20 protein-coding genes are annotated in these 24,837 nt (G+C 60.4%); 14 read left to right on the top strand and 6 right to left on the bottom strand.

The genetic code is table 11. From position 1 onward, the window contains the following. Positions 1–69 precede the first annotated feature (69 nt). The 13 genes from ACILSO_RS28160 (at position 70) to ACILSO_RS28100 (ending at position 14,412) form a co-directional block, all read left to right on the top strand. Positions 70–837, top strand: a complete 768-nt coding sequence (locus ACILSO_RS28160; protein WP_395740823.1) for an RDD family protein — start codon at positions 70–72, stop codon at positions 835–837. Further along, entirely contained in the window at positions 834–1,805 is a 972-nt protein-coding gene (locus ACILSO_RS28155) for a stage II sporulation protein M (protein ID WP_395740822.1), read from the top strand. The genes ACILSO_RS28160 and ACILSO_RS28155 overlap by 4 nt, the downstream gene beginning before the upstream one ends. After that, the gene (locus tag ACILSO_RS28150) at positions 1,795–3,303 is read left to right on the top strand and encodes a DUF4129 domain-containing protein (protein ID WP_395740821.1); all 1,509 of its coding nucleotides are present in this window, start codon (positions 1,795–1,797) and stop codon (positions 3,301–3,303) included. Before ACILSO_RS28155 ends, ACILSO_RS28150 begins: the two co-directional genes overlap by 11 nt. After that, a complete protein-coding gene (locus ACILSO_RS28145; protein ID WP_395740820.1) occupies positions 3,300–4,637 on the top strand; it encodes a DUF4350 domain-containing protein in 1,338 nt (445 codons plus the stop codon). Before ACILSO_RS28150 ends, ACILSO_RS28145 begins: the two co-directional genes overlap by 4 nt. A gap of 17 nt (positions 4,638–4,654) precedes the next feature. Next, positions 4,655–5,707: an AAA family ATPase gene (locus ACILSO_RS28140; RefSeq protein ID WP_395740819.1), complete on the top strand. Its 1,053-nt coding sequence runs from the start codon at positions 4,655–4,657 to the stop codon at positions 5,705–5,707. A 4-nt stretch (positions 5,708–5,711) separates the two neighbouring features. After that, a complete protein-coding gene (locus ACILSO_RS28135; RefSeq protein WP_395740818.1) occupies positions 5,712–7,016 on the top strand; it encodes a DUF58 domain-containing protein in 1,305 nt (434 codons plus the stop codon). Positions 7,017–7,252: 236 nt separating this feature from the next. Next, positions 7,253–8,389, top strand: coding sequence for a DegT/DnrJ/EryC1/StrS family aminotransferase (locus tag ACILSO_RS28130; protein WP_395740817.1), 1,137 nt, complete (start codon positions 7,253–7,255; stop codon positions 8,387–8,389). A 10-nt stretch (positions 8,390–8,399) separates the two neighbouring features. Beyond that, the gene (locus ACILSO_RS28125; protein ID WP_395740816.1) at positions 8,400–9,155 is read left to right on the top strand and encodes a class I SAM-dependent methyltransferase; all 756 of its coding nucleotides are present in this window, start codon (positions 8,400–8,402) and stop codon (positions 9,153–9,155) included. Then, on the top strand, positions 9,142–10,101 hold the full coding sequence (locus tag ACILSO_RS28120; RefSeq protein ID WP_395740815.1) for a glycosyltransferase family 2 protein: 960 nt from the start codon (positions 9,142–9,144) through the stop codon (positions 10,099–10,101). Before ACILSO_RS28125 ends, ACILSO_RS28120 begins: the two co-directional genes overlap by 14 nt. Further along, positions 10,098–10,553, top strand: a complete 456-nt coding sequence (locus ACILSO_RS28115; protein WP_395740814.1) for a sugar 3,4-ketoisomerase — start codon at positions 10,098–10,100, stop codon at positions 10,551–10,553. The genes ACILSO_RS28120 and ACILSO_RS28115 overlap by 4 nt, the downstream gene beginning before the upstream one ends. Continuing rightward, a complete protein-coding gene (locus ACILSO_RS28110; RefSeq protein ID WP_395740813.1) occupies positions 10,550–11,632 on the top strand; it encodes a sensor histidine kinase in 1,083 nt (360 codons plus the stop codon). Before ACILSO_RS28115 ends, ACILSO_RS28110 begins: the two co-directional genes overlap by 4 nt. A 20-nt stretch (positions 11,633–11,652) precedes the next feature. Continuing rightward, on the top strand, positions 11,653–12,330 hold the full coding sequence (locus tag ACILSO_RS28105) for a response regulator (RefSeq protein WP_395740812.1): 678 nt from the start codon (positions 11,653–11,655) through the stop codon (positions 12,328–12,330). Between the two features lie 114 nt (positions 12,331–12,444). Beyond that, entirely contained in the window at positions 12,445–14,412 is a 1,968-nt protein-coding gene (locus ACILSO_RS28100; protein WP_395740811.1) for a tetratricopeptide repeat protein, read from the top strand. 23 nt (positions 14,413–14,435) lie between these two features. On the opposite strand, the gene ACILSO_RS28095 is transcribed toward ACILSO_RS28100, so the two are convergent. The 5 genes from ACILSO_RS28095 to ACILSO_RS28075 form a co-directional block, all read right to left on the bottom strand. Further along, positions 14,436–15,458: a WD40 repeat domain-containing protein gene (locus ACILSO_RS28095; RefSeq protein ID WP_395740810.1), complete on the bottom strand. Its 1,023-nt coding sequence runs from the start codon at positions 15,456–15,458 to the stop codon at positions 14,436–14,438. After that, positions 15,455–16,441, bottom strand: coding sequence for a hypothetical protein (locus ACILSO_RS28090; protein WP_395740809.1), 987 nt, complete (start codon positions 16,439–16,441; stop codon positions 15,455–15,457). The genes ACILSO_RS28095 and ACILSO_RS28090 overlap by 4 nt, the downstream gene beginning before the upstream one ends. Next, a complete protein-coding gene (locus ACILSO_RS28085; RefSeq protein ID WP_395740808.1) occupies positions 16,441–17,706 on the bottom strand; it encodes a DUF1501 domain-containing protein in 1,266 nt (421 codons plus the stop codon). Before ACILSO_RS28085 ends, ACILSO_RS28090 begins: the two co-directional genes overlap by 1 nt. 15 nt (positions 17,707–17,721) lie before the next feature. After that, the gene (locus ACILSO_RS28080; RefSeq protein WP_395740807.1) at positions 17,722–19,278 is read right to left on the bottom strand and encodes a DUF1549 domain-containing protein; all 1,557 of its coding nucleotides are present in this window, start codon (positions 19,276–19,278) and stop codon (positions 17,722–17,724) included. Between the two features lie 65 nt (positions 19,279–19,343). After that, on the bottom strand, positions 19,344–20,357 hold the full coding sequence (locus tag ACILSO_RS28075) for an alpha/beta hydrolase (protein ID WP_395740806.1): 1,014 nt from the start codon (positions 20,355–20,357) through the stop codon (positions 19,344–19,346). 366 nt (positions 20,358–20,723) lie between these two features. On the opposite strand from ACILSO_RS28075, the gene ACILSO_RS28070 reads away from it, so the two are divergent. Beyond that, on the top strand, positions 20,724–21,800 hold the full coding sequence (locus tag ACILSO_RS28070) for a sensor histidine kinase (RefSeq protein ID WP_395740805.1): 1,077 nt from the start codon (positions 20,724–20,726) through the stop codon (positions 21,798–21,800). Positions 21,801–21,853: 53 nt separating this feature from the next. Here ACILSO_RS28070 and purL read toward each other — a convergent pair whose 3' ends face one another. Next, entirely contained in the window at positions 21,854–24,241 is a 2,388-nt protein-coding gene (gene purL, locus ACILSO_RS28065) for a phosphoribosylformylglycinamidine synthase subunit PurL (protein WP_395740804.1), read from the bottom strand. Positions 24,242–24,837 lie beyond the last annotated feature (596 nt).

Below are 24,837 nucleotides of genomic sequence, written 5' to 3'. Positions count from 1 at the left end.
CATTCATAAAACTTACGAAAATAATTCGGTGGTTGTCAAAACCAAACGGAACAGCTTGATTGTTCGTCAATGGCAGCGGCACGCGCGGATACCTTGCAAACAGTCGAACTCGCAGATGGCGTGGAGATTCAACTCCGTGTGGCGGGGGTGGCGGTGCGCAGCATGGCTTTCCTGATCGACATTCTCATCCGAATTGGCATCGACATTGCGGCGGCCATTCTCATCTTCGTGTTTCTCCAGAGCGTGATCGGTCTGGAAATGGCGCGCGGGTTCTCCCTGCTGTTCGCCTTTTTCATGGAGTGGTTCTACAACGTGATTTTTGAAGCCGGAGCCAAAGGCGCGACGCCCGGCCAGCGCTCGATGAAACTGCGCGTGATGAGCGTGACCGGCGGACCCGTGTCGCTGGCACAGGCGGTGATGCGCAATTTTCTGCGGGTGGTGGACTTCATGCCGTTTTTCTACCTCACCGGCATTGTGTGCATGCTCTTCACCAAACGGTTTCAGCGGCTGGGCGATCTGGTGGCCAACACCGTGGTGACGTACGCCGAGGTGCCACAGCCCGCGGTGCCGAATGTGGAGATCCGCGCCGAGCGGCGGGCGCCCTCGCAGGTACTTACGCGGGAGGAGCAGGCGGCGCTGCTGCAATTTCTTGAACGCGCACCGCTGTGGGCCGACGAGCGCCGGATCGAGCTCTCATCGCTGGCGCAGCCGCTGACGCATGCCGTCGGCATGGAGGGCCTGCGCCGGCTGTGCGGCATGGCCATGTGGCTGCGAGATCCGGAGGAGAAACGCGGGACGCCGCCACCGATGAAAGGAGCAGTCACGTATCGCTCATGACTCCAGCACAGTTTGAAAAACACATCGAGCCACGCTGGAAAAAGCTGGAGAAACTGCTGACGGATGCCGAGAAGTCCGTGCAGACACCCGAGTTGGACGAGCTGCCCGCGACCTTCCGGCAGGTGTGCCATGATCTGAGCGTGGCGCAGCATCGCATGAGTCCGCAGCGCCTCACGCAGCAGCTCAATGCGCTGGCCATCCGCGGCTACCGCATGCTGGAGCGCCGCAGCGCAGGTGGCTGGGAATCGTTTATGCGCCTGTTTTTTGTGGAGTTTCCGCAGGCGGTGAGGGCGGAATGGAAACTGTTCTGGTGGTGCACGGCCCTGTTTTATCTGCCGGCGGTGCTGCTGGCGGCCATCACACCCGCGTATCCCGAGTGGTCCATGGCCATGCTGGGATCCAACGGCATGGCGCAGATCGAGAGCATGTATGGAGAGGCCAGCAAGCCGTCGGATTATGTGCGGGAGAGCTTTGGCTCGGGATTTGCGGCGTTTTGCTTTTACATCATGAACAATGTCAGCATCGACTTCCGCACGTTTGCCGGCGGGATCATGGGTGGTGTGGGGGCGCTGTTTGTTTTGATGTACAACTCGCTGCACCTTGGGGCTGTCTTTGGCTATGTGCATTATTCAGGCAATCCGATGACGCTTTACTCCTGGGTGATCGCGCATGGAGCGCCGGAGCTGACCGGATGCGTCATCTCCGCCATGGCAGGCATGCGGGTGGGGTGGTCGGTGCTGCGTCCGGGCAGGCTGGAGCGCCGCGCTGCGCTGGTGCTCGCCGGGCGCAAAGCCATGCCCCTGCTGATTGGAGCCGCCGTGCTGACGAGCCTGGCGGCTGTGCTGGAGGGGTTCTGGTCGCCGATGGACTACCCGCTTCCGATCAAATTTGGAGTTGGCACCTTGTGCTGGATTGCCGTGGCGGCGTTTCTCATGTTCAGCGGAAGGAGGCAGACGGATGCGGCTTGAGGACATCACAGTGGTGCTGCGCCCGCGCCAGCCGTGGGAGGCGGTGGACCTTGGCTGCGCCATGGTGCGGCGGGACTATGGCGGCATCATCGCACTGTGGGCCTGCACCGTGCTGCCGCTCTGGGCGCTGGTTTGCGTGCTGCTGCGTTCAACTCCTGAGTGGATTCCGCTGGCCGTCTGGTGGCTCAAGCCCCTGTATGACCGGGTGCCATTGTTTTTCCTCAGCCGCGCGGCGTTTGGTGTGCGGCCCACCTTTCTGGAAACGTGGAAGCAGTGGCCGCGCCTGTGGATCTCGAACTGCCTTCCGGCGCTTTTCTGGAGACGGCTGTCCTTCATCCGCAGCTTTGCGCTGCCAGCGCAGATGCTGGAAGGGCTGCGCGGCTCGGCGGTCAATCAGCGCATCAGGACACTGGCCATGGACGGCGGCGGCTCTGGTTTCTCGCTCTCGTATGCGTTTTCCAAAATCGAACTCGTCGCCTGGCTGGGGCTGATGTGGGGCACCTATGGGCTGCTGCCGGAGTATGCGCAGCCAGACTGGGGCGGACTTTTCGAGTCACTGGATTTTCATAACACCATTCCCTCTGGCTTCCTATGGTGGGGGGCTGCCTGCCACATGGTCATTGTCAGCCTGGTGGAGCCTTTTTACGTGGGGGCAGGCTTCGCGCTGTACCTGAACTGCCGTACGCGCATTGAAGGCTGGGATGTGGAGCTGGCGTTCCGGCGCATGGCCACTCGACTGTCCTCCGCCGCTGCGGCAGTGATCATCGCTGTGCTGGCGCTGGGCTGCATGCCTTCACACGCTCAAGCAGCAGAGGAGGCGGATGCTCCCGGGGCCGTGGAGAAGGTGCTCAAACACCCTGACTTTGAGATTCACAAGATGCCCTCCCGTGTCTGGGTGCCCGATCTAGACCCGGACGAAGTCGAAAAGGAAAAAGAGAAAGAGAAGGAAAAGGAACGCTCGCGTGACACTGAGACGGATGGAACCCTGGGGTCGCTTCTCTCTCATTTTGGCTTCTTCGGAGGCTTTGGCTTTATTTTCTGGGTCATCATTGCCGGCCTGGTGGCGTGGCTGATCGTTTATCTGGTCAATAACCGCCATCTCTTCATTTCGCGTGGAGTCAGCAATGCTCCCGTGCGTGCGCCCAAGGTTCTGATGGGAATGAACATCACGCCTGAAAGCCTGCCGGTCGATCTGGTCGCCTCTGCACGCGCGGCGTGGGCTGCGGGAGATTTTAAAGAGGCGCTGAGCCTGCTGTACCGTGGCTCCTTGTCGTGGCTGGTGAACCGCCGCCGGGTGCCGATCTCAGACAGCGACACGGAGGAGGACTGCCTGCTGCAGGTGCTGCAGGCGGGTGAAAAAACCGAGGCGGACTACTTCCGCCAGCTGACGGGAGCCTGGGTGCAGGTGGCCTACGCGGTCATGCCGGTGTCGAATGAGGAAATGGGAGCGCTCTGCGACCAATGGCCGTTTGTGGAGAGGAAAGGAGGCGCGGCATGAAACAATACTTTCTGCGCGGCCTGCTGATGCTTTGCGGTGCGGTGCTGCTGTGTGGCTGCAAGGGGCATTGGGAGGATGTTGATAAAATCACGGGATACAAAGGCAAGGCTCGTGTGAATCCCTTCCTTGCGGCTGAGCGGCTGCTCGATGCTCTGGGCCACGATGCTCATACCACCAAGTCTTTGGCGAAACTGCCGCCGCAGAATGCGGTCGTCATGCTCTCCAATGAAGGGGATCTGCCGGAAGGCCGTGCGAAGCAGCTGCTGCAGTGGGCCTACGGTGGCGGGCATATCATTTACATCCTCAGCGGCACGCGCCCGTACAATGACTTTGACTCTCCTTTTGGCTCCTACTTTTCCGGCGTGCTGCTGGAGGAGGAGAAGGATCCCTTTCTCGAGAAGCTGGGCGTGGGAGTGCAAAAGCGATTCTCCGACGACGATACCAAGGATGACCGGGCCAAGAGCGATGAGGACGAAGCGGACGAAAAGCATCCCAAAGCCGAGAACGACAAGGATTCCAAGACGGAGAAAGACAAGGCTGCCGGCTCCGAAGAAGACGACAAGGATTTCAAGACAAAGAAGAAGCGGAAAAAAAGGATCAAAGGCGACGAAGACTGGCTGGTCTCTGAACGGGACGTTGCCTGGAATGGCAAGACGTATCACCTCAGTCTGGGCGGCTACCAAAACTTGATCCTCAAACGCAAGCTCAGGCCGGGTGAATTCTCAGCCGGGTCCAAGAACGAGTCGCTGGCGCTGCACCTGAAGCATGGCATGGGCGCCGTGACCCTGCTGGTGCACGCGCGGCCGTTTCGGAATCACTGGATCGGAGAGCATGACCACGCGCGGTGGCTGGCTGCTTTGGTGGGAGAATATGGCACCAAGGAAGTGCTGTTTCTCTCCCACTCCTCGGAGACGTTCTTTGGTCTGCTCTGGATGCATGGCTGGAAGGCGGTGGTGGCGCTGGTCTTGTGCCTGGTCTTCTGGCTGTGGATGCAGATGCCGCGCTTTGGCCCGATGGCAGAAGTGGAGCTGGACTCCACCCGTCATTTTGCCAGCCACGTCGGTGCGCTGGGAGAGTTTTTCTGGCGCATGCGCCGCAGTCCGGTGCTGGTGCATTCGGCGCGTGATGCTGTGTGGGAGCGCGTGCGTGAGCGCCACCGCTCACTGGATGACGGCAGCCGCCAGATGAACGACCAGCTCGCAGAAGAGATCTCCCGCCGCACAGGCCTGCCAGTGCAGCGAGTGGCTGCCGCATTCGATGTGGCCCCTCCAGAAAGCGCCCACAATTTCGTCAACCTCATGCGTGATCTCCAGGCGATCCGGCGCGCCCTCTAATCTCCACCCTTCCATCCATGAATCCGATCCTTCCCGAACCCGACGTCTCGAGCCTTTACACGCCGCCGCCGCCGGCCGGTTATCCTCAGCAGCCCAGTTATTACACGCCGCCAACCGTGCCCAAAAGCACTTCGGTGTTTCAGCAGATTCGTGCAGCGGTGGGACAGGTGTTCGTAGGGCAGGAAGAGGTGATGAACCAAGTGCTTGCGGCCCTGCTGGCAGGCGGCCACGTGCTGCTGGAAGGCAAGCCGGGACTGGGAAAGACGCACCTCGTGCTGGCCCTCTCCCGCACTTTTGGCGGCAGCTTCCGCCGCATCCAGTTCACGCCAGACCTCATGCCTTCCGATGTCTGCGGCCACACGCTCTTTGACATGGCCAGCGGTACCTTCCGCGTGCGCCGCGGGCCCGTGTTTGCCAATTTGCTGCTGGCGGATGAAATCAACCGCGCCCCGGCCAAGACCCAGTCTTCTTTGCTGGAAGTCATGCAAGAAACGCAGGTGACGATCGATGGCGAGAGCCACGCGCTGCCTCCTCCCTTCATGACCTTTGCCACGCAGAATCCCATTGAGCAGGAGGGCACCTACCCGCTTCCAGAGGCCCAGCTCGACCGTTTCTTGTGCAAGGTGCTCATCGACTATCCGGATGTGACCAGCGAGACCTGGGTGGTGAAGGCGGTGTCATCGCGTGCCTCAGGCGGCGGTCTCTCGGCATCGGTGGTGCAGCAAGTCTGCACTCCTGAGGACATTCTAGCCGCGCAGGAGGAAGCCGCTGCGGTGCAGGCCGTGGAGCAGGTGGTGGACTACGCCGTGAAGATCGTGCGCGCCACCCGCCAGCACAGCGCCATCTCCCTTGGTGCCGGCACGCGCGGAGCCATTAGTCTCGTGCGCATCGCCAAATCCTACGCGCTGCTGGAAGGGCGCAGCTACATCACCCCCGCGGATGTGAAGCGCGCCGTGCTGCCCGTCCTGCGCCACCGCGTGCAGCTGGCTCCGGAAATTGCGATCAGCGGTCAAAGCGTGGACGACATGCTCAACTCCCTGCTCAAGACCATCGAGGCACCCCGCGTTTAGTTTCATGCGTCCCACTCTGCTGCTGCTGAGACTGTTCATCGCCTGGCTCGTCCTGGCTGTGGTGGCATGTATCTGGGAAAATCTCGTTCTGCTCTGGCAGATCGGTGGAGGCGCGCTGCTTTTCGCCATGCTTGTGGATGCATTCACTCTGCCGCGTCGCGGCCGCATCACCGGAAAGCGGTCTTTGCCGGGGCGTTTTGCTCTCGGCGTGGAATCACCCGTGACGCTGACGGTGACCCATGCCGCCAGCCGCACGCTGAATCTGGAGCTGTTTGACGGCATCCCCACCGCGGCAGAGGCCGTGGACCTGCCCTGCCGGGTGACGATTCCTCCGGGCGAGTATGCAGCCTTGTCCTACCAGGCCCGCTTTTTGCGCCGCGGGCAGCATGTTTTCACTCCTGCGCACGTGCTTGCCACCTCCGCCTTTGGGCTGTGGAAAAACCGGCACTTCGTGGCTGGAGAGAGCGAGACCCGCGCCTACCCGAACTACGAGCCGGTGGTGCGCTTTGCCATGCTGGCCATGGCCAATCGCGTGGAGCAAATGGGCATCGTCAAACGCCGCCGCATGGGGGCTTCCCTCGATTTCCACCAGTTGCGCGACTACCAGGATGGCGATGTCTTGTCCCGCATCGACTGGAAGGCCACTTCGCGGCGCTCGACGCTCGTGAGCCGTGACTATGAAGAGACGCGCAACCAGACGATTCTGCTGGTGCCGGACTGCGGCCGCCGCATGCGCGCACTGGATGGAGGGCTCAGCCAGTTTGACCATTGCCTCAATGCCATGCTGCTCATCGCATTCATCGCCCTGCGGCAGGGAGATGAGGTGGGTGTGGTGGGCTTTGGCGGAGTCCAGCGCTGGCTGCCTCCCGTGAAGGGAGCCCACAGCATGCCCAAGCTGCTGAACCACCTTTACAACTACGAAGCGAGCAATGAGCCGAGCGATTTCATCGAGGCGGCTGAGCGCGTGATGACGCTGCAGCGGCGGCGCGCACTGGTCATTCTTTTGACGAATCTGCGCAGCGAAGATGGTGCCACGCTGGCTTCTGCGGTGGCAGCCATGCAGCGCCGGCATCTGGTGCTCACGGCGACTCTGCGTGAGCAGGAACTGGAGCAGCGCGCCGCCGCGTCCATCGATCATTTGCAGGACGCCCTGCAATACGGTGCCCTCACCCATTATTTCGGAGAGCGCCGCCAGCTCATGGAATCCCTGCGTGCCCGCCGGGTGCTGACGGTGGATGAATCAGCGCAAATGCTGCCGGTGGCGCTGGCCAACAAATATCTCGATGTGAAGGCAGGCGGGCTGCTTTAGGCGGGCCTGCGAGAGCATGCGCCCCGGTTTTTCGAGGCGAAAAACGTTACGAAGGCGATCGGCACGAAGGCATTCGGAGGCTGCGGACGTCCGGTGCGCTCTCGCAAGGGGAGGTGGGTGCCAGAACGCTCCAAAGCATTTGCCAGCGGCGACTGAGGCGAACATTTAACCCAAGTAGCATTTTTCGCCACGTGTAGCGTTACTTGCGACAAGCTTGTCGTGGTCTAGGATCGCGCATGCCAAATCCCCGCCAGCCATGGTCTCTGCTTTATCCGAAGGCGGACCTGCTCAGACATCAGGAAGCTGTGGCTGAGGCGCTGCAGCGTGTCTGTGCCAGCGGCTCCTACATTCTGGGAAGGGAAGTGGAGGCATTTGAATCTGAGCTTGCCGCATTTCTCGGAGTGAAACATGTCGTCGGCGTGGCCAATGGCACGGATGCCATCGAAGTGATTCTCTGGGCGCTTGGCATTGGTCCTGGCAGCAAGGTGGTCGTGCCCTCCTTCGCCCCGTCCGCGGTGGCCGCAGGTGTGGCGCGCAGCGGAGCGGGGCTGGTGTTTGCAGACATGGAGCCGGACACCTTCACCCTGTGTCCAGATGCCCTGGCCTCACTGCTTCAATCTCCGGAAGGCCATGGCGTCAAGGCTGCGCTGGTCGTGCACATGTTTGGCCACCCCGCAGACTGGGAAAGCCTGCAGCTGGTGGCGGAAGAGCACGGGATTGAACTGCTGGAGGACTGCGCGCAGGCGCACGGCGCGAGGTATTATGAAGAGATGACCGGCACACTTGGCCGGGCCGCCGCCTTCAGCTTTTACCCCACGAAAAATCTTGCCGCACTGGGAGATGCCGGAGCGGTGGCCACAAACGATGCCGAACTCGCGGAACGGATCCGAATGATCCGTCAATACGGATGGAGACAGCGATACATCAGCGAATGTGCCGGCATGAACTCCCGGCTGGATGAAATGCAGGCCGCAGTGCTGCGAGTGAAACTTGGGGCTTTGCGGGAGGGCAATCTGCAAAGGATCAGACTGGCGGCGGAATATGATGCCCTGCTGGGAAGCAGCGGGGTGGTGACCCGCCCCCCGGTGCTCGGCGGGTGCGAGCACGTGTACCACCAGTATGTCGTTCGTTCCGCACAGCGGGACGCCTTGTTGCAGCATTTGCACGGGGAGGAGATACCGGCTGCCATACATTATCCCGTGCCGCTGCATCTTCAGCCTGCGTTTGCTTCCGGTGGAAACCGGGAGGCGCAGCCAGAATCTGAACGAGCCGCTGCCGAAGTCATCTCACTCCCACTGCACCCCTATCTGACTGAAGATGCAGTGGGAGCAGTCTGCGAAGCCATAGAAAGGTTTGCTCATGCAGGCTCCTGAGTACGATCTGATGCGTTCCGTTGAAGACCGCCATTGGTGGTATGTCGTGCTGCGCGGTCTGGTGGAGCATGCGCTGGCCGGGCGGCTGGCTCCTCGAAGCCGGCTGCTGGATGCCGGCTGCGGCACGGGCGGCACGCTGGAGTATCTGCAGACCAGGAACGGGGAGCTCGCTTTGGCAGGCATCGATCTCTCGGAACAGGCGGTGAACTGCTGCCGTCAGCGAGGTCTCTCCGCCGTCAAAGTGGGGGCCGTGGAGGCGCTCCCGTTTGAGGAAGGCACCTTCGATGCCGTCCTCAGCCTGGATGTGCTGTATCACACAGGTGTGGATGAAAAACAGGCCCTCGCGGAGATGCGCCGAGTCCTGCGTCCGGATGGCCTGCTGGTGATGAATCTGCCTGCCTTTGAGGGATTGCGCGGCTCCCATGATGTGGCCGTGCATGGCGCCAGACGTTATGCCGCAGGCCAGGTGCGTTCATTGCTCGAGCGTTCGTGTTTCGCCGTGGAAAAAGTTCATTACTGGAATGCCTGGCTGTTCCTGCCCCTACTGCTCTGGCGGCAGATGAGCCGTCTGGCCGCGGGGCCTGCGCGCGGAAACGTTTCGGACCTGAAACTCACGCCTGCCTGGATGAACTCCGTGCTGGCCGGCATGGGCAGGATGGATGCCGGACTTTGCCAGGAGTTTCACATTCCTTTCGGCTCGTCGGTATTTGCCATCGCGCGGAAAACCCTGACCCTGAAGGGAGGAACGGCCCATGCCTGCAACTGATGCGCCGCCGGAGCTGAGCTTCGTCGTGCCCCTTTACAATACTGGCGAAGGCCTGCGTCCGCTGCTGGATGCCTTTCGCGCTCTCCCCGTAATGGAAAGCTGGGAACTTGTGCTGGTGGACGATGGCAGCAAAGATGGCACGGCAGCGGCGGCCCGACGGCTGCTCCAAGACTTTCCCGCACCGGTGACTCTGGTGGAGCTTGCGCGGAATTTTGGCGAACACGCCGCCGTTTTGGAGGGCTGCCGCCACGCGCGCGGCGCCATCGTGGTGAACCTCGACGACGACCTGCAGAACCCACTCAGCGAGGCACTCAAACTTTTCCGGCACCTGCGAGAATCCGATGCCGAGGTGGTTTATTCGCGCTACGCGGACAAGAAGCACCACTGGGCACGAAACGCTGGCAGCTGGCTGGCAAACGTGTGCGCCACTTTTCTGCTCGGCAAGCCAGCGGACCTTTACCTGTCCAGCTTCCGCGCCATGCGTCGCGGGCTGATCGAGCGGATCGTGGTTTATCGCGGACCCTATCCCTATGTCGATGGTCTGATTCTTGGCGCCACCAACCGCATTGCCACGCTGGAGGTGCTGCATGCTGAGCGCAGCGGGGGCAGGAGTGGGTATACCCCGCGCAAGCTGATCCGTCTGGCCATGAGCCTGTTGTTTGATTTTAGCGTCATGCCGCTACGTCTGGCCAGCGTGCTGGGCATGCTGCTTTGCGCCCTGGGCGTGGTGATCCTGGCAGAGGTGGTGCTGGAAACCATCTTCGTGGGCCAGCGGCAGATTGGCTGGGGTTCCCTGATGGGCACTCTGACCGTGTTCAGCGGCGCTCAACTGCTGATGCTTGGGCTTATCGGTGAATACCTCGGACGCGCGTTTCTGACCGTGTCCGGCAAGCCGCAGTCCCTCGTTCGCTCGCTGGACCGCTTTGAAAGAAAAACATCCGAATGATTCACGAGACCACCATTAAAGAATGCTCGGTGCGCGGCGTGCGCCTCTTCGAAATGCGGCACGTTCTGGACCCGCTGCGCGGCAATCTCACTGCGCTGGAGTTCACCCGTGAGCTGCCGTTTGTGCCGCAGCGCATCTTTCTCACCTACTCCATTCCTTCCGAGAGCACGCGTGGCGAGCACGCCCACCGCTCTTGCGAGCAATTCCTGGTTTGTGTGCATGGCGAGTGCCACCTCATGGTGGACGATGGCGAGAATCAGGAAGAGTTCTGCTTAAACCGGCCCACGTTCGGGGTGCTGGTGCCACCCATGGTCTGGGCGCTGGAGCACCTGCATTCCCCAGATTCGGTGCTGATGGTTCTGGCCTCCCGCCCCTATGAAACGGATGACTACATCCGTGACTACCCGGCATTCAAAGCCGCAGTGAAAAAGAAGAACCAACTGATGCCATGAACGCAAGCACCATCAGCACGCCTTTTTCTTCACATGCCCCCAAAAAGCGGCAGAGCCTCTGGACGGCACTGACCAACGCCATGCGCCGACAGTCGGTGTGGATCATCATTGCGATCATGACGGTCTTCACCCTTGTCATCGGCTGGCTGGATCACATCACAGGATTTGAGGTGACCTGGTTCGTATTCTACGGCATTCCGATTTTTCTTGCCGTCTGGTGGGCTGGAAACAAATCGGGCCTTTTCATCGCGGTGCTCTCGGGCGTGGTGTGGTGGCTGGCAAACATGAGCACCACGCCGTATGAGACGCACCTGGGATACGCCTGGGCGCTGCTGAACCGCCTCGTCTATCTCAATGTGGTGGTCTTCGCCGTCACGGCCCTGCGCAACAAACAGGAGTCAGACGAGGCCCAGATCAAGATGCTCGAAGAGCGCCGCCAGCTCGAAAGGGACATCGTCAGCGTCAGCGAGCATGAGCAGCAGCGCATCGGCCAGGACCTTCATGACGGCATCTGCCAGCAGCTGGCCGCCATCGGTTGTGCGGCGCGGGTGCTGGCGGAGGATTTGCAGGCGCAGGGTGTTTCATCGGCGCATGACGCCAGTCTCATCGAAGGCTCCATCCAGCAGGTGGTGGTGGAGGCGCGCAATCTCGCGCGGGGCATTTTTCCCGTGCATGTGGACCGCAGCGGGCTGGCCGCAGCTCTGGTCGATCTGGGTAAAATGATGAGCCGACTCACCGGCATCCCGATTGTGGTGGACGACTGCATGGACATTCCGCTGGACTCCCCTGAGGTGTCCATGCACCTCTACCGCATCGCCCAGGAGGCCGTGGCCAACGCCGTGAAGCACAGCGCCGCCACGGAGATCGTCATCACCTTGAAGTTTGCCAGCGAAAACCTGGAGCTGAGCGTGGAAGACAACGGCAGGGGCATTCGGGCCATCCAGGGCACCAACGATGAAGGCATGGGCCTGCGCACGATGCACTACCGGGCACAGGCGCTCAAAGCCAGCCTCTCCGTGAGGCAGCGGCCACAGGGCGGCACTTTGGTAAACTGCCGTCTGCAACTCAAACAATCATGAAAACTCCCAACCCAACGACCATGAAAAAAAATGAAACGAAAACAGCGAACAGCTACAAGGTTCTCCTTGTGGAAGACCATCCCATGTTTCGCGAGCATCTGGGACAACTGATCGACCGTGATCTTGGCATGTCCATCTGCGGGGAAGCAGACAACATTCGGGATGCCATGCGGCTGATACTCGAAACCAAGCCTGACATTGCCATTGTGGACATCACCCTCCACGGCTCCAGCGGACTGGAGCTGCTGAAGGACATCAAGGCCCAGGGGCTGGACATCAATGTGCTGGTGCTCTCCATGCACGACGAGGAGCTTTATGCGGAGCGCGCCCTGCGTGCCGGAGCCAAGGGCTACATCACGAAAAACGAGGCTTCAACGGAGGTGATCGAGGCCATTCGTTGTGTCATGAAAGGGGATGTCTACGCCAGCAGGCAGATGACTGCCAAGCTGCTGGAGCGCATGACGCAAAAGCGCAACAACACCGAACTCGCCGGCATGGAGACGCTGGCTGACCGTGAGCTCGAAGTTTTCCAAATGCTGGGACGTGGCAAGAGCACGCGCGAGATTGCGCAGACCCTTAATCTCGGCGAGTCGACCGTGGAAACCTATCGTGCCCGCATTAAAGAAAAGCTGCAGCTCCGCAGTGCAGCAGAGCTGTATCTGCGTGCCGGTCAGTGGGTGCGTGATCACGGCGCCTGAGCTGTGTCTGAGGTTCCCCTTTAGTGGAGGTGGTGTTCGACGCGACAGGGCATGTCTTTTGCCTGCCCAAGGCGTTTCGGGGCAAAATGGCTTCATAAATAATCTTCTGAAGCCATGTCCAAGCGTCACCGCAGCAAACACACGAAAAACAAAAACGTGACACGCGCTGTCACGAATCTGCCTGCAGCATCCGGGGTGAGCGTTGATTCACAGCCTGTGCAATCTCAGGCTGCCATCTCGTCGGGGGCATGGATCCATGCAGCGGTGGCAGCCTTGCTGCTGGGCGTCTGCGCAAGCCTGTACGTGTGGACAGCGGATTTTCCCATGGCGTTTGATGACCACACGTATTTGATGGACAATCCCTTCTTTCGAAATGGCAGCAATCTCGACTACCTCAAAAACTTCGATGAATTCGCGAATCGTCCTGCCAAGATCGGCTCCGATCCCGACTATGCGGTCAATTCCATCCTGCGCCCGGTTGCCTATTCGAGCTTCCGCCTGAACTACCTTCTGGATGCTTTCAATCCGCGCTGGTTTCGCATGGGAAATGTGATGATCCACGCTTTCAACGCGGTTCTGCTATACGCGCTGCTAAGCATTTTGCTCAGTCGTTCTAAAGTTTCTGGCGTGCTGCGGCGTGGCTCCGTCCTCTTTATCTCTGCCTCTGCGGCCCTGCTGTTTGTGGTGCACCCGCTGGCCACGGAATCCGTGACCTATATCATCCAGCGGTTCACCTCTCTCGTGGTGTTGTTTTCGCTCCTCAGCCTGGTTTTGTTTTTTGCCTCGTGCTTCACCGTTTCAAAATGGCGGCGGAGGTTGTTGATGGTTGGTGCGGTCGTCGCAGTGGTGGTGGCCATGCAGACAAAGGAGGACGCGGTCATGGTGCCCTTGCTTGCGCTGCTGCTGGACTGGATGGTGATCGGTACGCGGTTGCGCTCGGCTTTGCTAAGGGCGCTGCCTCTGCTGCTGTGCCTTCCGATCATTCCTCTGCTCGTTTTCTTCACGGCATCGGCCCAGGCCGGAGGGTATGATTTTAACGCGGCACTGAACATCGTGAACTCCAGGGATACGCCGATGAATCACTGGCACTATATCGTCACGGAATGGACCGTCATCGTGCACTACCTGCGGCAGTTGTTCTGGCCCAAAGGAATGAATCTTGATCCCGACTGGCCGAAGTATGAATCGCTCTGGCAGGGGCCTGTGCTGCTGTCCCTGGCGGTGCTTGGAGGATTGGTTGCTTCCACGTGGATGCTTTACCGTCGTTTCCGCGGAGATGTGCGCTTTGTGCTGGGTTTCGCGTGCGTGCTTTGGTTCCTGCTTACCGTGGCGGTGTCATCAGCCTTGGTGCCGTTGCCGGACCTCGTTGCGGAACATCGCTCCTACCTGCCTTCCATTGGCATTTTTGTGCTTGTGGCGTGCATGCTGGACTGGCTCCGGACCAGTGACATCCGCCTCGGAGCGCAGCGTGCCTGGGTTCCGGCCCTCGTTGTGCTTAGTGCGGGTGCGCTTTCCTGGAAGACTTGCATTCGCAACAACGTCTGGCGGACGCGTGAATCTCTCTGGGAAGACACTGTGGCCAAAAGTCCGGGCAAATACCGCACCTGGGGAAATCTGGGCGCCGCGTATTCAGATGCGGGGAAAAACGAGCAGGCGGTGCAATGTTTCCGTGAAGCCCTCAAGGTGGAGCCCCGCTTCCAAAACGGGCTGCTGAATCTTTCCAATTCGTTGCTGAAGCTCAACCGTCCCAAAGAGGCTCTCGACACGACGATGCAGCTGATCAATCTGGACAAAAATGCCACCTCCAGGCTGCCAGTGGCCTTTACGCTGGGGCTCAGCTTTGCAGGCGTGGGCCGCTACGATGAAGCGATCAATGTCTTTAAAAACATCCTGAGCGCCCTGCCCGATGACGCCCAGACCCACAAGGCTCTGGGGCTGGTGTACTACCAAACCGGAGTGCCGCACCGGGCTCTTAACCATTTTCAGCACGTCGCGCGTGTTCATCCGGAAGACCCCAACATCAAGAAACTTATTGAGGTCACCGAAGTCGCACTTTCCGATCGAAACAAAGTGGGAAGATGATGCCAGGGCTGCCTGCGTGGGGCTTACATCTCAAACAAATGCAAGGGGGAGCTGTTCGTCTTGTACTCTCCGTTCTTTCCCAGGCTGCGACCGTTGCCATTGCTGTCCCGGTTGGTGGAGGTAACGACAAAATGAGCGCCGTCCGGGTGCAGGGCCAGTGCGTGGCAGTTGGCCATCTTTGTGTTCACATGGAAAGGCTCTTTATCCGCAGGATCGGTCATGAAAAGCATGCCGTTTCCAGGCGTGCCTGAGGTGACTGCCATGAGATGGCCTTCAGGGTGCTGCACCAAATCATGAATGAATCCCTCCTTGTTTGCCCCGTGGGAGAAGGTCCTGGCAAGTTTGCCGCTCGCGAACTCGAAATGCAGGATCGTCGGGATGCTCTGCGGTGTGGCTCCGTTTTGCGGAGTGGTGCCGGCTGCGAGCAAAGTCCTGCCACCATCAATGAACAGCAGAACACGCAGCCCGCAAAGGTCCTGGATGCGATCGTATTTGTACAAGGCGGAGGCATCAAACGTGCGCTGCTGCTTTTTCAGATCGTGGTCCCATGCCTGAAGATGGCCGCGCATGTCGCCAAAAACGATGTTTTGGCCGGAAGGATCAAAGGTCAGTGCGTAAACGTCTTCGACCGCCTGATGCTCCGCCAGCTTCCTGCCCGTTGCCGCATCCCAGATTCGCACAAACCGGTCTTTTCCGCACGATGCGATGCGGCCGCCCTCCGGAGCCACGGCGATCTGCCGGAGCCATCCATCATGCGCGGAATCGGTCTGCCAGACAGTGTTTTCGCCCTCGCAGCACCGCAGCTGGCCCCACGAGTCGGCACAATACAAATGGGGCAGCTGGGGATGAAAGGAGATGGCGGTGCAGTAACCGTGAAATCCCTCGAGAGAGGGCAGGGGCGTCAGGGTTTTTCCGTCATACTGCCAGCGCCGCACGACCGGCTCATAACCCACCGTCACGAGGACGCTGCCATCGCGGCTGAAACGCGCGGCACTGATCTGGTGCTCGCTTTTGACTTCGGCGATCTGTCTGGGTTCGCGGCTCATGGCTGGGCAGGGAGGACTTTGATGGGGGCTGCAGCGCCGTCTTTTTCCACGAGGAAGCAGGTGCGGTCTTCGGGCCCGGCGCGGTTGGTGAAGAAGACGCGGCGTCCATCGTGCGAGGCGCAGAGGAAGGAGAGGGAGCCGTTGTCTTCGAGCACTTCGACCGAGTTCAGGGCTTTGCTGTAAATCTGGAGCTGCATGCGGATGTCCTTCAAATCGGCCGCTGGTTTGCAATCGGCGGGCAGTGAGAGGCGGATGACGCTGCCCCAGCCACTGCCGCCCATGCGGCTGAGGTGTAAGTAGATCCTGCCTGACGATGCGGCGACGCGACTGACGCCTATTTGTGATGGGGTGCCAATGTAGGTCTCGCGATCTGAGAGCGGAGCGAAGCGCTCGGCGGTGAGGCTCAGAGTGTCCTCGTCTTCCTGCTCGATGGTGCCTTTCCAGAGATCGCCCTCGGTGCCAAAGAGCATCTCGCCTTTTGCATGGAAGCACATGCCATTGACGTGATCGACACGGCGCATGCGGACGCTATCGAGTTTGGCGTCTTTGGTTTTGGCAAACAAGAGCACGCCGCCTCCTTCTTCATCGTCGTCTTCCTTGGCCCAGCCCCACACGGCCAGGCCGCCATCCGAGTGTGATACAGCGAGCTGGTCGAAGGACATGCCCTGCGCAGCGGTGTGGATTTTGGTGAGGTGCTGATGATCAGCGGACCATTTCCAGATGGATTCATCGCAGAGGAAGAGCAGCGAGCCGTCGCCGAGGGAGTCGAGTTGACGGATCTCACCGAGACCGGGCTGCTGGCCGAAGGTGTGGAAGCGGTGGGTGCCGTCATCGACATTGATCTCTTCGATTTTGGCGGTGCCGGATTCGGATGTCGTCAAATAGACGCGGCTGCCATCTTTGGAGAAGCAGGCCTCGCCGGCGTGGCTGAAGAGACTGGAAGCCAGAAGGAGGCTGAAGAGAACTGGCGCAGCTGCGTTCATCAGGCGAGCGCCTCCTTGATGGGGATCATTTCATCATGCGCGATGGGAAGGGGCTGTCCGGCGTTGTCGAACTCCGTTCTCAGCGGGTCGATTCCCAGCGCACGGTACCAAGTGTGAAACATCGAGCCGATGTCATAGGGCTGCGATTTCACCCAGGTTCCCTTGTCATTCGTCTCGCCCACAACCGTCCCATGCCGCACACCATGACCTGCCATGGCGATGCTCCAGGCTTCGGGCCAGTGATCGCGGCCCACATGGCCGTTGATGCGCGGCGTGCGGCCAAATTCGCTCAGGCAGATGACGAGCGTGGTTTTCAGCAGGCCGCTGGCCTCGAGATCTTCAAGCATCGCGCTGAAGGCCTGGTCAAACTTGGGCACCATCGTCGCATGCGCGTTGAAGTTGTCCCCATGCGTGTCCCAGCCATAGCTGGTGACTTTGACGAAGCGAACTCCGGCTTCCAGCATCTGCCTTGCCACGAGCATGTGCTGGCCGAAATCGTTTCGCCCATAGCGCACGCGGTCGCGCTCTGGGAGCCGCGAGGTGTCGAAAATGTCCGCGCGGGACATGAGCTTTTCCGCCATGTCGAAAACAGAAGCGTTTGCCTCAACCACACGCTTTTCGTGTTTGGCGGCAAAGCGACGGTCCAGCATTGAGCGCAATTCATTGCGTGCGCTGTCCTGCTCTGCAGCGACGTCCGGATGGCGCAGCAGATTCTCCGGAGGCTTGCCATCCCCGAAAGCCAGCGAGCCGAATTTGGGACCCAGAAAACCCGCATCTTCCGCACGAAAACCTCCGCTTCCGGGTTTGATCCAGACATAGGGCGGCAGACCGCTTGCCCCCGGCCCGAGCAGCTTTGCCACACCAGCGCCAAAATGCGGATACGGAACGCCGCGGTTCTTCGGGTCTCCGCGCTGAATGCGGTCCACACCGGAGGAGTGTGCATTGTCCTTCGTACACATGCTGCGGACCACGCAGAGCTTGTGCATCTGCTTTGCGAGCTTTGGCATCAGCTCGCAGAAGTGCACGCCCGGCACGCTGGTGGGTATGCTGCGGAAGGGGCCGCCAAACTCAGTGTTGGGTTTCGGATCCCAGGACTCGAGCTGAGACATGCCGCCATCCATCCATACAAAGAGCACCTGTTTGTCCTTTTGCTTCATGACTTCCGCAACCGCAGGTGAGATCAAGCCGCCCAGCGCGCCCAGGCCGCCGCCAAGAAAGGCGCGGCGGGATAGCAGGTGGTCGCCGGGAGTGCAGAGCGGATTCATGATAAGCAGAGCATTTCAGTGGTTCACGAAGAACTCGGTTGAGCTGAGCAGGGCCCAGGCAAAATCGCCGAGCGCCCTGGCTTTGTCAGAGGCATGCGCGTTCAACCAGGATTGCAGCTGCGCCTTTTCCTCTGCGTCCGGCAGGCGAGTCAGGATGCTCAGATAGAGGTCTTCGGCGGGGGAGGATTGTGAGGCAAGCCGATCAATGAGATTGCCTGCGCGAGGTTTCAGCGCCCACAGCACGTGATCACTGTTGCGGAAGAAGAGCGCGCTGCGAAGGGAAGGATTCGCAGCGAGCTCGGGTTCCTTGGCAGGATTGGCGAGTGCGCCGGCGAACGCCTTCTGGAAATCGGCCAGGCTGTATTTGGCGGCGTCCGACTTCACGTCCGGCTTTTTGTTCTTCTCCACACGCTCACGTTCGCCCGTGGCGACAAGGAAGGCCCGCAGCTGCTGTTCGGTGGTGAGGTGGCGCTGTTGCGCGCCATTATCGGTGCTGCTGCGCTGGTAGGCCTGCGTGCGTGCGATTTCACGGATCAGCCAGCGCAAGTCATACTGATGAGCCGTCAGCTCTTTCGCGAGGAAGTCGAGCAGTTCAGGATTCGCCGGAGGGTTGTCCGTGTGATGAAGATCCAACGGTTCGACAATGCCTTTCCCCATGAGCAGGAACCAAACTCGGTTGGCAATGTTTTTGGCGAACAGTGGGTTTTCAGGCGCTGGCAGGCGTTGCGCTATTTCATGCAGGGGGCTGAATTTTGGCTGACCGACCTCCTTGGTCTTGCGGTCGGGTTTGATCAGCCAGGCTTCATCGGCGGTCAGCGCTGGAATCATCACCTCCTCACCAAAAGGGACGCGGGGCGCAGTCTGCGCCTTCTTGCTGGTGAGCACGGAGGCAAACTCGTATTTGGCCATGACGAGGCCCTCGCTGACCCAGGGCGTCTTGTGCTTGTCATCGATGGCTTGCAGCTTGAGATTTTGATAAACAGCAAAGAGGCCGTTGAAGTCGATCTGCTTGTAGTCACCGACGCTGAGATGGCGGTGGCACTGGCAGCATTGCAGATCGATGCCCATGAACATGCGGCCCACGTCACGAGTGAGACCGGGGTAGTCCGTGTCCTGCTGCCCCACCTTTTCCAGTCTACGGGTGATGAAGTAACCTGCGCCTCGTTGCTTCTCGCTGAGAAAATCGGGAGCCAGCATTTCGCGCACCATGGCATCCCACGGCAGGTTGGTTTGAAATGCATTCACCAGCCAGGCCTTCCACGCGTCGTTCTCTCCGCGCCTCTCCATCAGCATGACGTTGAACGCCTCCGCCATTCGCTCGGAGAAGCGTGGTGATGAGATCAGCTTGTCGATGAGACGGCTGCGCTTGTCAGGGGTTGTGTCAGCGAGGAAGGCACGCGCCTCGTCCGGAGTGGGAATGCCGCCCTCAAAATCCAGCCACACGCGTCGCAGGAATTCTGCGTCTTCGGCAGGGGTCACTTTCTGGCCCGGGTTTTTTGCAAGGACCAAGGAGTCGATGGTTTGTGCCGATGAGGGCTCCGCGCCAGCCGGGGAGGCTGTCAGCAGGAGCATGCTGGCTGCGCATAAAACCAACGTACGATGCATGCCATCAAGTACGGCGTGGAGCCGCGCTTGTTTCAAGGCGGAGCTGTTGTGTGAAGGAAGGATTTCAGCCAGTTCGTCACCACGGCAATGACCTCCCCGCGTTGCCGGAAAAACAGAAAGTGGTCTTCTTCGTCAAAGCGGCGCTGCGTGACGTCCAGCCCGCCGGCTTTCAGCTTGTCCGCATAACCTGAAACATAGTCCCAGGGCACACGGTCATCGCTGCCACCAGAAAGGACGAGGATGCGGCGCTGCTGAAGGCGTGCGGCCAGCTCCTTCGGCCGGATACGGTCATGCAGCACCGCAGAAAGGAAAATCAGCGAACGATACTTCGGTCCGGCGGTTGATTCCGCCAGGCACAAGCCTTTGCCGCCATTGGAGAGACCCATCAGATGGATTTGCTCCGGATCGATTGCTGCATGTTTGCCCGCGTCCTCAATGGCGCGTGTGATGGTCTCGTAGCCGCCCTTTTTCTCCCAGTTTCCGAAGCCGAAAGTCGGCGCAATGACGGTGATTCCCAGTTCATCCGCCATCCTGGTAAAAAGCCAGACGTAAGCCTTGAAGTTCCCGCCGCTGCCGTGGAGAAAGACAAGGGCAGGGGTGGGTTTGCTGCGGTCCACCTTGGAAGGGATGTAATGGAAGTAGTGGCCATCCCGGAACTCTTCAAAACACATCTCGCGATAGATTGCCGGAAGTGCGGAGCCGACTGCGGTGAAATCCGCATCGGAGCTTATTTCCGCGTAAATGCGGTCTGTCATGGCCGACAGTTCCTTCGCCTGCTGCCGCGTAAACAGCGGGTCAAACGCCACCGCCACGGCATAGCCCAGATGGATTTGATCAATCTCCGGTAAAAGGCTGCCAACGGACAGAGAGATGTGTTTTCCGCCTGGGGCGGAATAGCGTGCGTGAATCCTGGCGCTTTCCTCCGTCCGCCCGTCCGGAGAGCGCCAGGCCACCAGCCCGAAGCCGGCCATGCCAGCCAGCAGCAGCGACTTTCCGAGCGAATTCTGCCACTGCGATTCACGCTCATGCCCTAAACTCCACAGCAAGGGTCCCAGTCCAACCATACCACCGGAAGCGCAAAGCAACCGGCCCTGCCAGGTAACGGTGCAACAAAGTCCGAAAACAGCCATTGGCACAATCAGCAGTGCGAGCAGAAGAACGAACGATTTCTGGAGTGCGAGCGCAGGAGGCATACGTCCATGCAAACCGGGGTGAGGTGGGTGGCAACCCTTAGTTTGGTCATCGCCATTTTGGGCATGGTCAGCGGGGCCGGGAGATCGATGCGGGCCGGATTTCGCCTCCAGTCCTTTGAAATTCAGACTTTCAGGTTGTTCACTGAGGGGTATGATTCTTGGTAATTTTTTAAGACAGCACCTGCGTAAAAGTATGCTAAAAACGCCACAACAGCACGCATGAGCGAGATCGCCATCAACAGCCCGGAAATCTGGCCGATGCCTCGGTCCATGAAATCGCGGACGGCCATTCTCACTGCCAGAATGCGTGCGCGTCCACTGTGGATCTCGCTGATCACACCCATGGTCCTGACGGTGTTGATCGGGTGGCTGGACTATATCACGAGCTTTGAAGTCAGCTGGTTCATCTTTTACGCGCTGCCCATCATCCTGGCAGTCTGGTGGGCTGGCGCGCGTGGCGGCATGGCAGCTGCCGTTGTCTCGGGCGGGGTTTGGTGGGTGGCCAACAGATACTCCAGCCCCTATCATACGCTGATGGGATATTCCTGGGCGATGCTCAACCGCCAGTTCTACTTCTGTGTGCTGGTTTTTGCCGTGAATGCCGTGCGCAACAAGCAGGATGCTGACGCGGCCCACATCCGGATGCTGGAGGAGCGGCGGCAGCTTGAGCTGGACATCATCCGGGTGAGCGAGCATGAGCAGCAGCGCATCGGCCAGGATCTGCACGACGGCCTGTGCCAGCAGCTGGCGGCGATCGGCTGTGCGGTGCATGCGCTGGCCGAGGATCTGCAGGCGCAGCAACAGCCGACGGCGCAGGATGCTGCGCTGGTGGTGGAGTCAGTGCGACAAGCGGTCGCAGATGCGCGTGATCTGGCGAGGGGGATTTTTCCGGTGCATGTGGATGACTCAGGCTTTTCCGTGGCCCTGAAGGACTTTGCGGGGAAGACGAGCAGGCTGACGGGTGTGTCGATAAAGATCGAGGAAAACGGGGAGATCCAGATCGACACTCCCAAGGTGGCGATGCACCTTTACCGGATCGCGCAGGAGGCGGTGGCAAATGCGGTGCGGCATGGGAAGGCGAGTGAAATCGTCATCTCATTGAACCAGCGCGACGAAGCGCTGGAAATGAGGGTGGAAGACAACGGCATCGGCCTGAATGCTGACAAAGCCGCCCAAGGGGTGGGGATGGGACTGCGCACGATGCGTTACCGCGCGCAGAGCGTGGGGGCTGGCTTTGAAATCAAGCCACGCATTGAGGGCGGGACGTGTGTGTGGTGCAGGCTTAAGGGCGAGTAGCCGGAGACCAGTCGGGTGGCGAATAGGCAGCCTGCGGAGGAACCTCGTGGTGGTCAATAATACTTCACCAGTCCATCGCGCCACAGAGGCTTGAGCTGATCGACGGGAGAGTCGATGAGGGTCGTACCGTTGTGCGCGATGTAGAGGTAGGGGTCGCGGGTGGAGTCGCCAATGATCGTGAGTCCGGCGGCTTCGGCGGCGGCAGCGTGCTCGGGGGCGATCTCGATGAGGAGGCGGCCGGGAGTTTCGCCGAACAGAAGCTCGGCGGTGGTGAGGCCGGGGTTCGCGGGCATCTTGTCAGTGGCGATGCGGAGGCCGGCTTTGCCACTGAAGGTCATTTCGGCCAGGGCGACGGCGAGGCCGCCTTCGCCGATGTCGTGGGCGCTGAGAATGGCACCTTGCTTCACAAGCTCATAGTAGCGGCGATAGGCGGCGAGGCTTTCGACTTCGCAGAAATCAGGCGCGGCGTCCATGCCGATGCCTTTGGTGTATTTGGCGACAATGCTGCCACGCAGACCGGCGCTGGCCTTGCCAAGGATGGCGATTTTGCTGCCGATTCGACGCAGCGAGGCGCCGACGACATGCTTGGCGTCTTCCACGATGCCGAAGCCGCTTAGCAGGAGCGTGACGGGGATGGAGACGGGACCTTCATCGGTAACGAAGTAGTTGTAGAAGCTGTCCTTGCCGGAGACGAAGGGAGCCGCGTAGGCGATGGCGGTCTTGGCCATGCCTTTGGTGCATTCCACGAGGGCGCCGAGCTCGCGCTCGCTGTCGGGATTGCCCATGCAGAAGTTGTCGAGGATGGCGATGCGGTCGGGGTTGGAACCCATGGCGACGAGCTGGCGCACGCATTCATCCACCACGGCTCGGCCCATGAGGTGGGGGTCGGTCTTGCCCCACTCGGGAAGCAAGGCGCAGGCGAGGGAGACGAGCTGATTGCTGCCATCCACACGGATGACGCTGCCATCCTGCGGGGCGTCGCCACTGGCACCTGCGAGAGGCTTGAGGACGGTGTTGCCCTGCACTTCGTGGTCGTATTCGCGGATGATGGGCTCGCGGGAAACGATGGCGAAGTCGGCAAGAAGGGTCTTGAGGGTGTGGGTCCAGGACTCGGGACGGACGGGGACGGCGGGCTTCACCGCAGGCGGAGTGCGCCATTTGGCCTTCATCTCGCGGCGCGGCGCCTCGTGCAGGGCAGAGACGTGGAGATCGCAGACGATGGTGCCGTGGTGGAAGACCTTGAGTCGCTGGGAGCCATCGGCCTTGGCGAGCACGCAGAGTTCCGTCTGATAAATGGCGGCGAGCTCGTGCATGGCGGCGAGGTCTTTTTCCTCAATGGCGATGACCATGCGCTCCTGGGATTCGCTGATGAAGACCTGCCAGCTTTCGAGGTCGGGGGCCTTGAGCGGGGCGTTTTCCAGCCAGACTTCGCCGCCGGTCTCGCGCAGCATTTCGCCTGCGGCGGAGCTGAAGCCGCCAGCACCGCAGTCGGTGACGAACTGGATGAGGCCCTTCTCACGGGCGGCGAGCACGAAGTCAGCGGCCTTCTTTTCCTCGATGGGATTGCCGATCTGCACGGCGGTCTGGTCTTCTTCGTGGGAATCCGTGGTGAGGGAGGCGGAGGAGAAGGTGGCGCCCTTGAGGCCGTCCTTGCCGGTGCGGCCGCCCGCAGCGATGAGCAGGTGGCCGGGCTTCACTTCCTTGGCGATGTCCTTGATGGGGATGATGCCGGCGGTACCGCAGAAGACGAGGGGATTGTAGATGAAGGTGTCGTCGAACTGGATCGCGCCGTTCACCGTGGGGATGCCCATGCGGTTGCCGTAGTCGCGCACGCCGCGGACGACGCCGCGCATGACGCCGAGGGGGTGGATGACGTCCTTGGCCTTGATGTCCTCCTGCTCGATGTCGGGCGGGCCGAAGCAGAAGACGTCGATGGAGGCCACTGGTTTGGCACCTTTGCCTGCGCCGAGAATGTCGCGGATCACACCGCCGAGGCCGGTATTCGCACCGGCGTAGGGCTCGATGGCGCTGGGGTGATTGTGCGTTTCCACTTTGAGGCAGACGGCCTTGTCGGCATCGAGGCGGACGAAGCCTGCGTTGTCCTCAAAGGCGCCGAGCACGAAGTCGGGCTTATCCTTGCAGATCTCCTCGGTGACTTTGCGGATGTAGGTCTTGAACAGGCCGTCCACGATCTCCTCCTTGCCGTCCAGCACGTGGGTGATCTTCGCGCCGAAGATGCGGTGCTTGCAGTGCTCGCTCCAAGTCTGGGCGATGACTTCCATCTCCACATCCGTGGGCTCGCGGCCTTCATCCTGATAGATCTTCTGCACGGCCAGCATGTCGGCGCGTGAGAGCGAGAGCTTCATGCGCTTGGAGAGGTCGAGAAGCTGGTCGGCGTTGAGTTCGCGGAGGGGGATGGAGCGGAAAACGGCTTGGGACATGGGTGGGACCCCCTGACTTGGCGAGAAATCCGCCGGGTTCAATGCCGGAGGAGGGAAAATGGAGCGATGTGTCAGGGCTGATTTCTAGCCCCGAGCAGCGTCAGCACCATTTTAGGGTCCTGCCGGAGGCTGAGAACACCATGCACGAAGCACTGGTTGCCAACTGGGCGATAGAAAACGGCCATGTCCCAAGCCAGCAACAGCCACTTTCGAAAAGGGGGGATGTGAGTGAGCCGAGCCAATGAACGGATTGTGGCCAATCAGTACCGGCGAGGACGTCGACCTCGTGGCTCATGCCTGCTCCGCACGGCAGGCATGCATGCGTTCACGAACGGTGCTCCACGTTGTGGCCGAGGCGGGGGCTGCCTGATAGTTTTGCCAGCGTTGATCAAGGATCTCGATGACTGCTGCTTTTCCCTCGGCAGTTTCGGTCAAATCGTCGGCTGCCAATTCTTCCTCAAGTTATCGAGAAACGAGCCACTTTTGGTCTCACTGGTGCTGATGAAACTGGAGATGCCGCCAGCATAGGCGTCACTATGTCATGAGCAGGTGCAAAGGCACGGGGGATTTTCGGGGGGGCTCAATCAATCTTGGTG

The organism is Prosthecobacter sp., assembly GCF_044226605.1.
In the GTDB taxonomy this organism is placed as follows: Bacteria; Verrucomicrobiota; Verrucomicrobiia; order Verrucomicrobiales; family Verrucomicrobiaceae; genus Prosthecobacter.
Note: the sequence above shows the minus strand (reverse complement) of the source record. Positions and strands in the feature narration are given on the sequence as shown.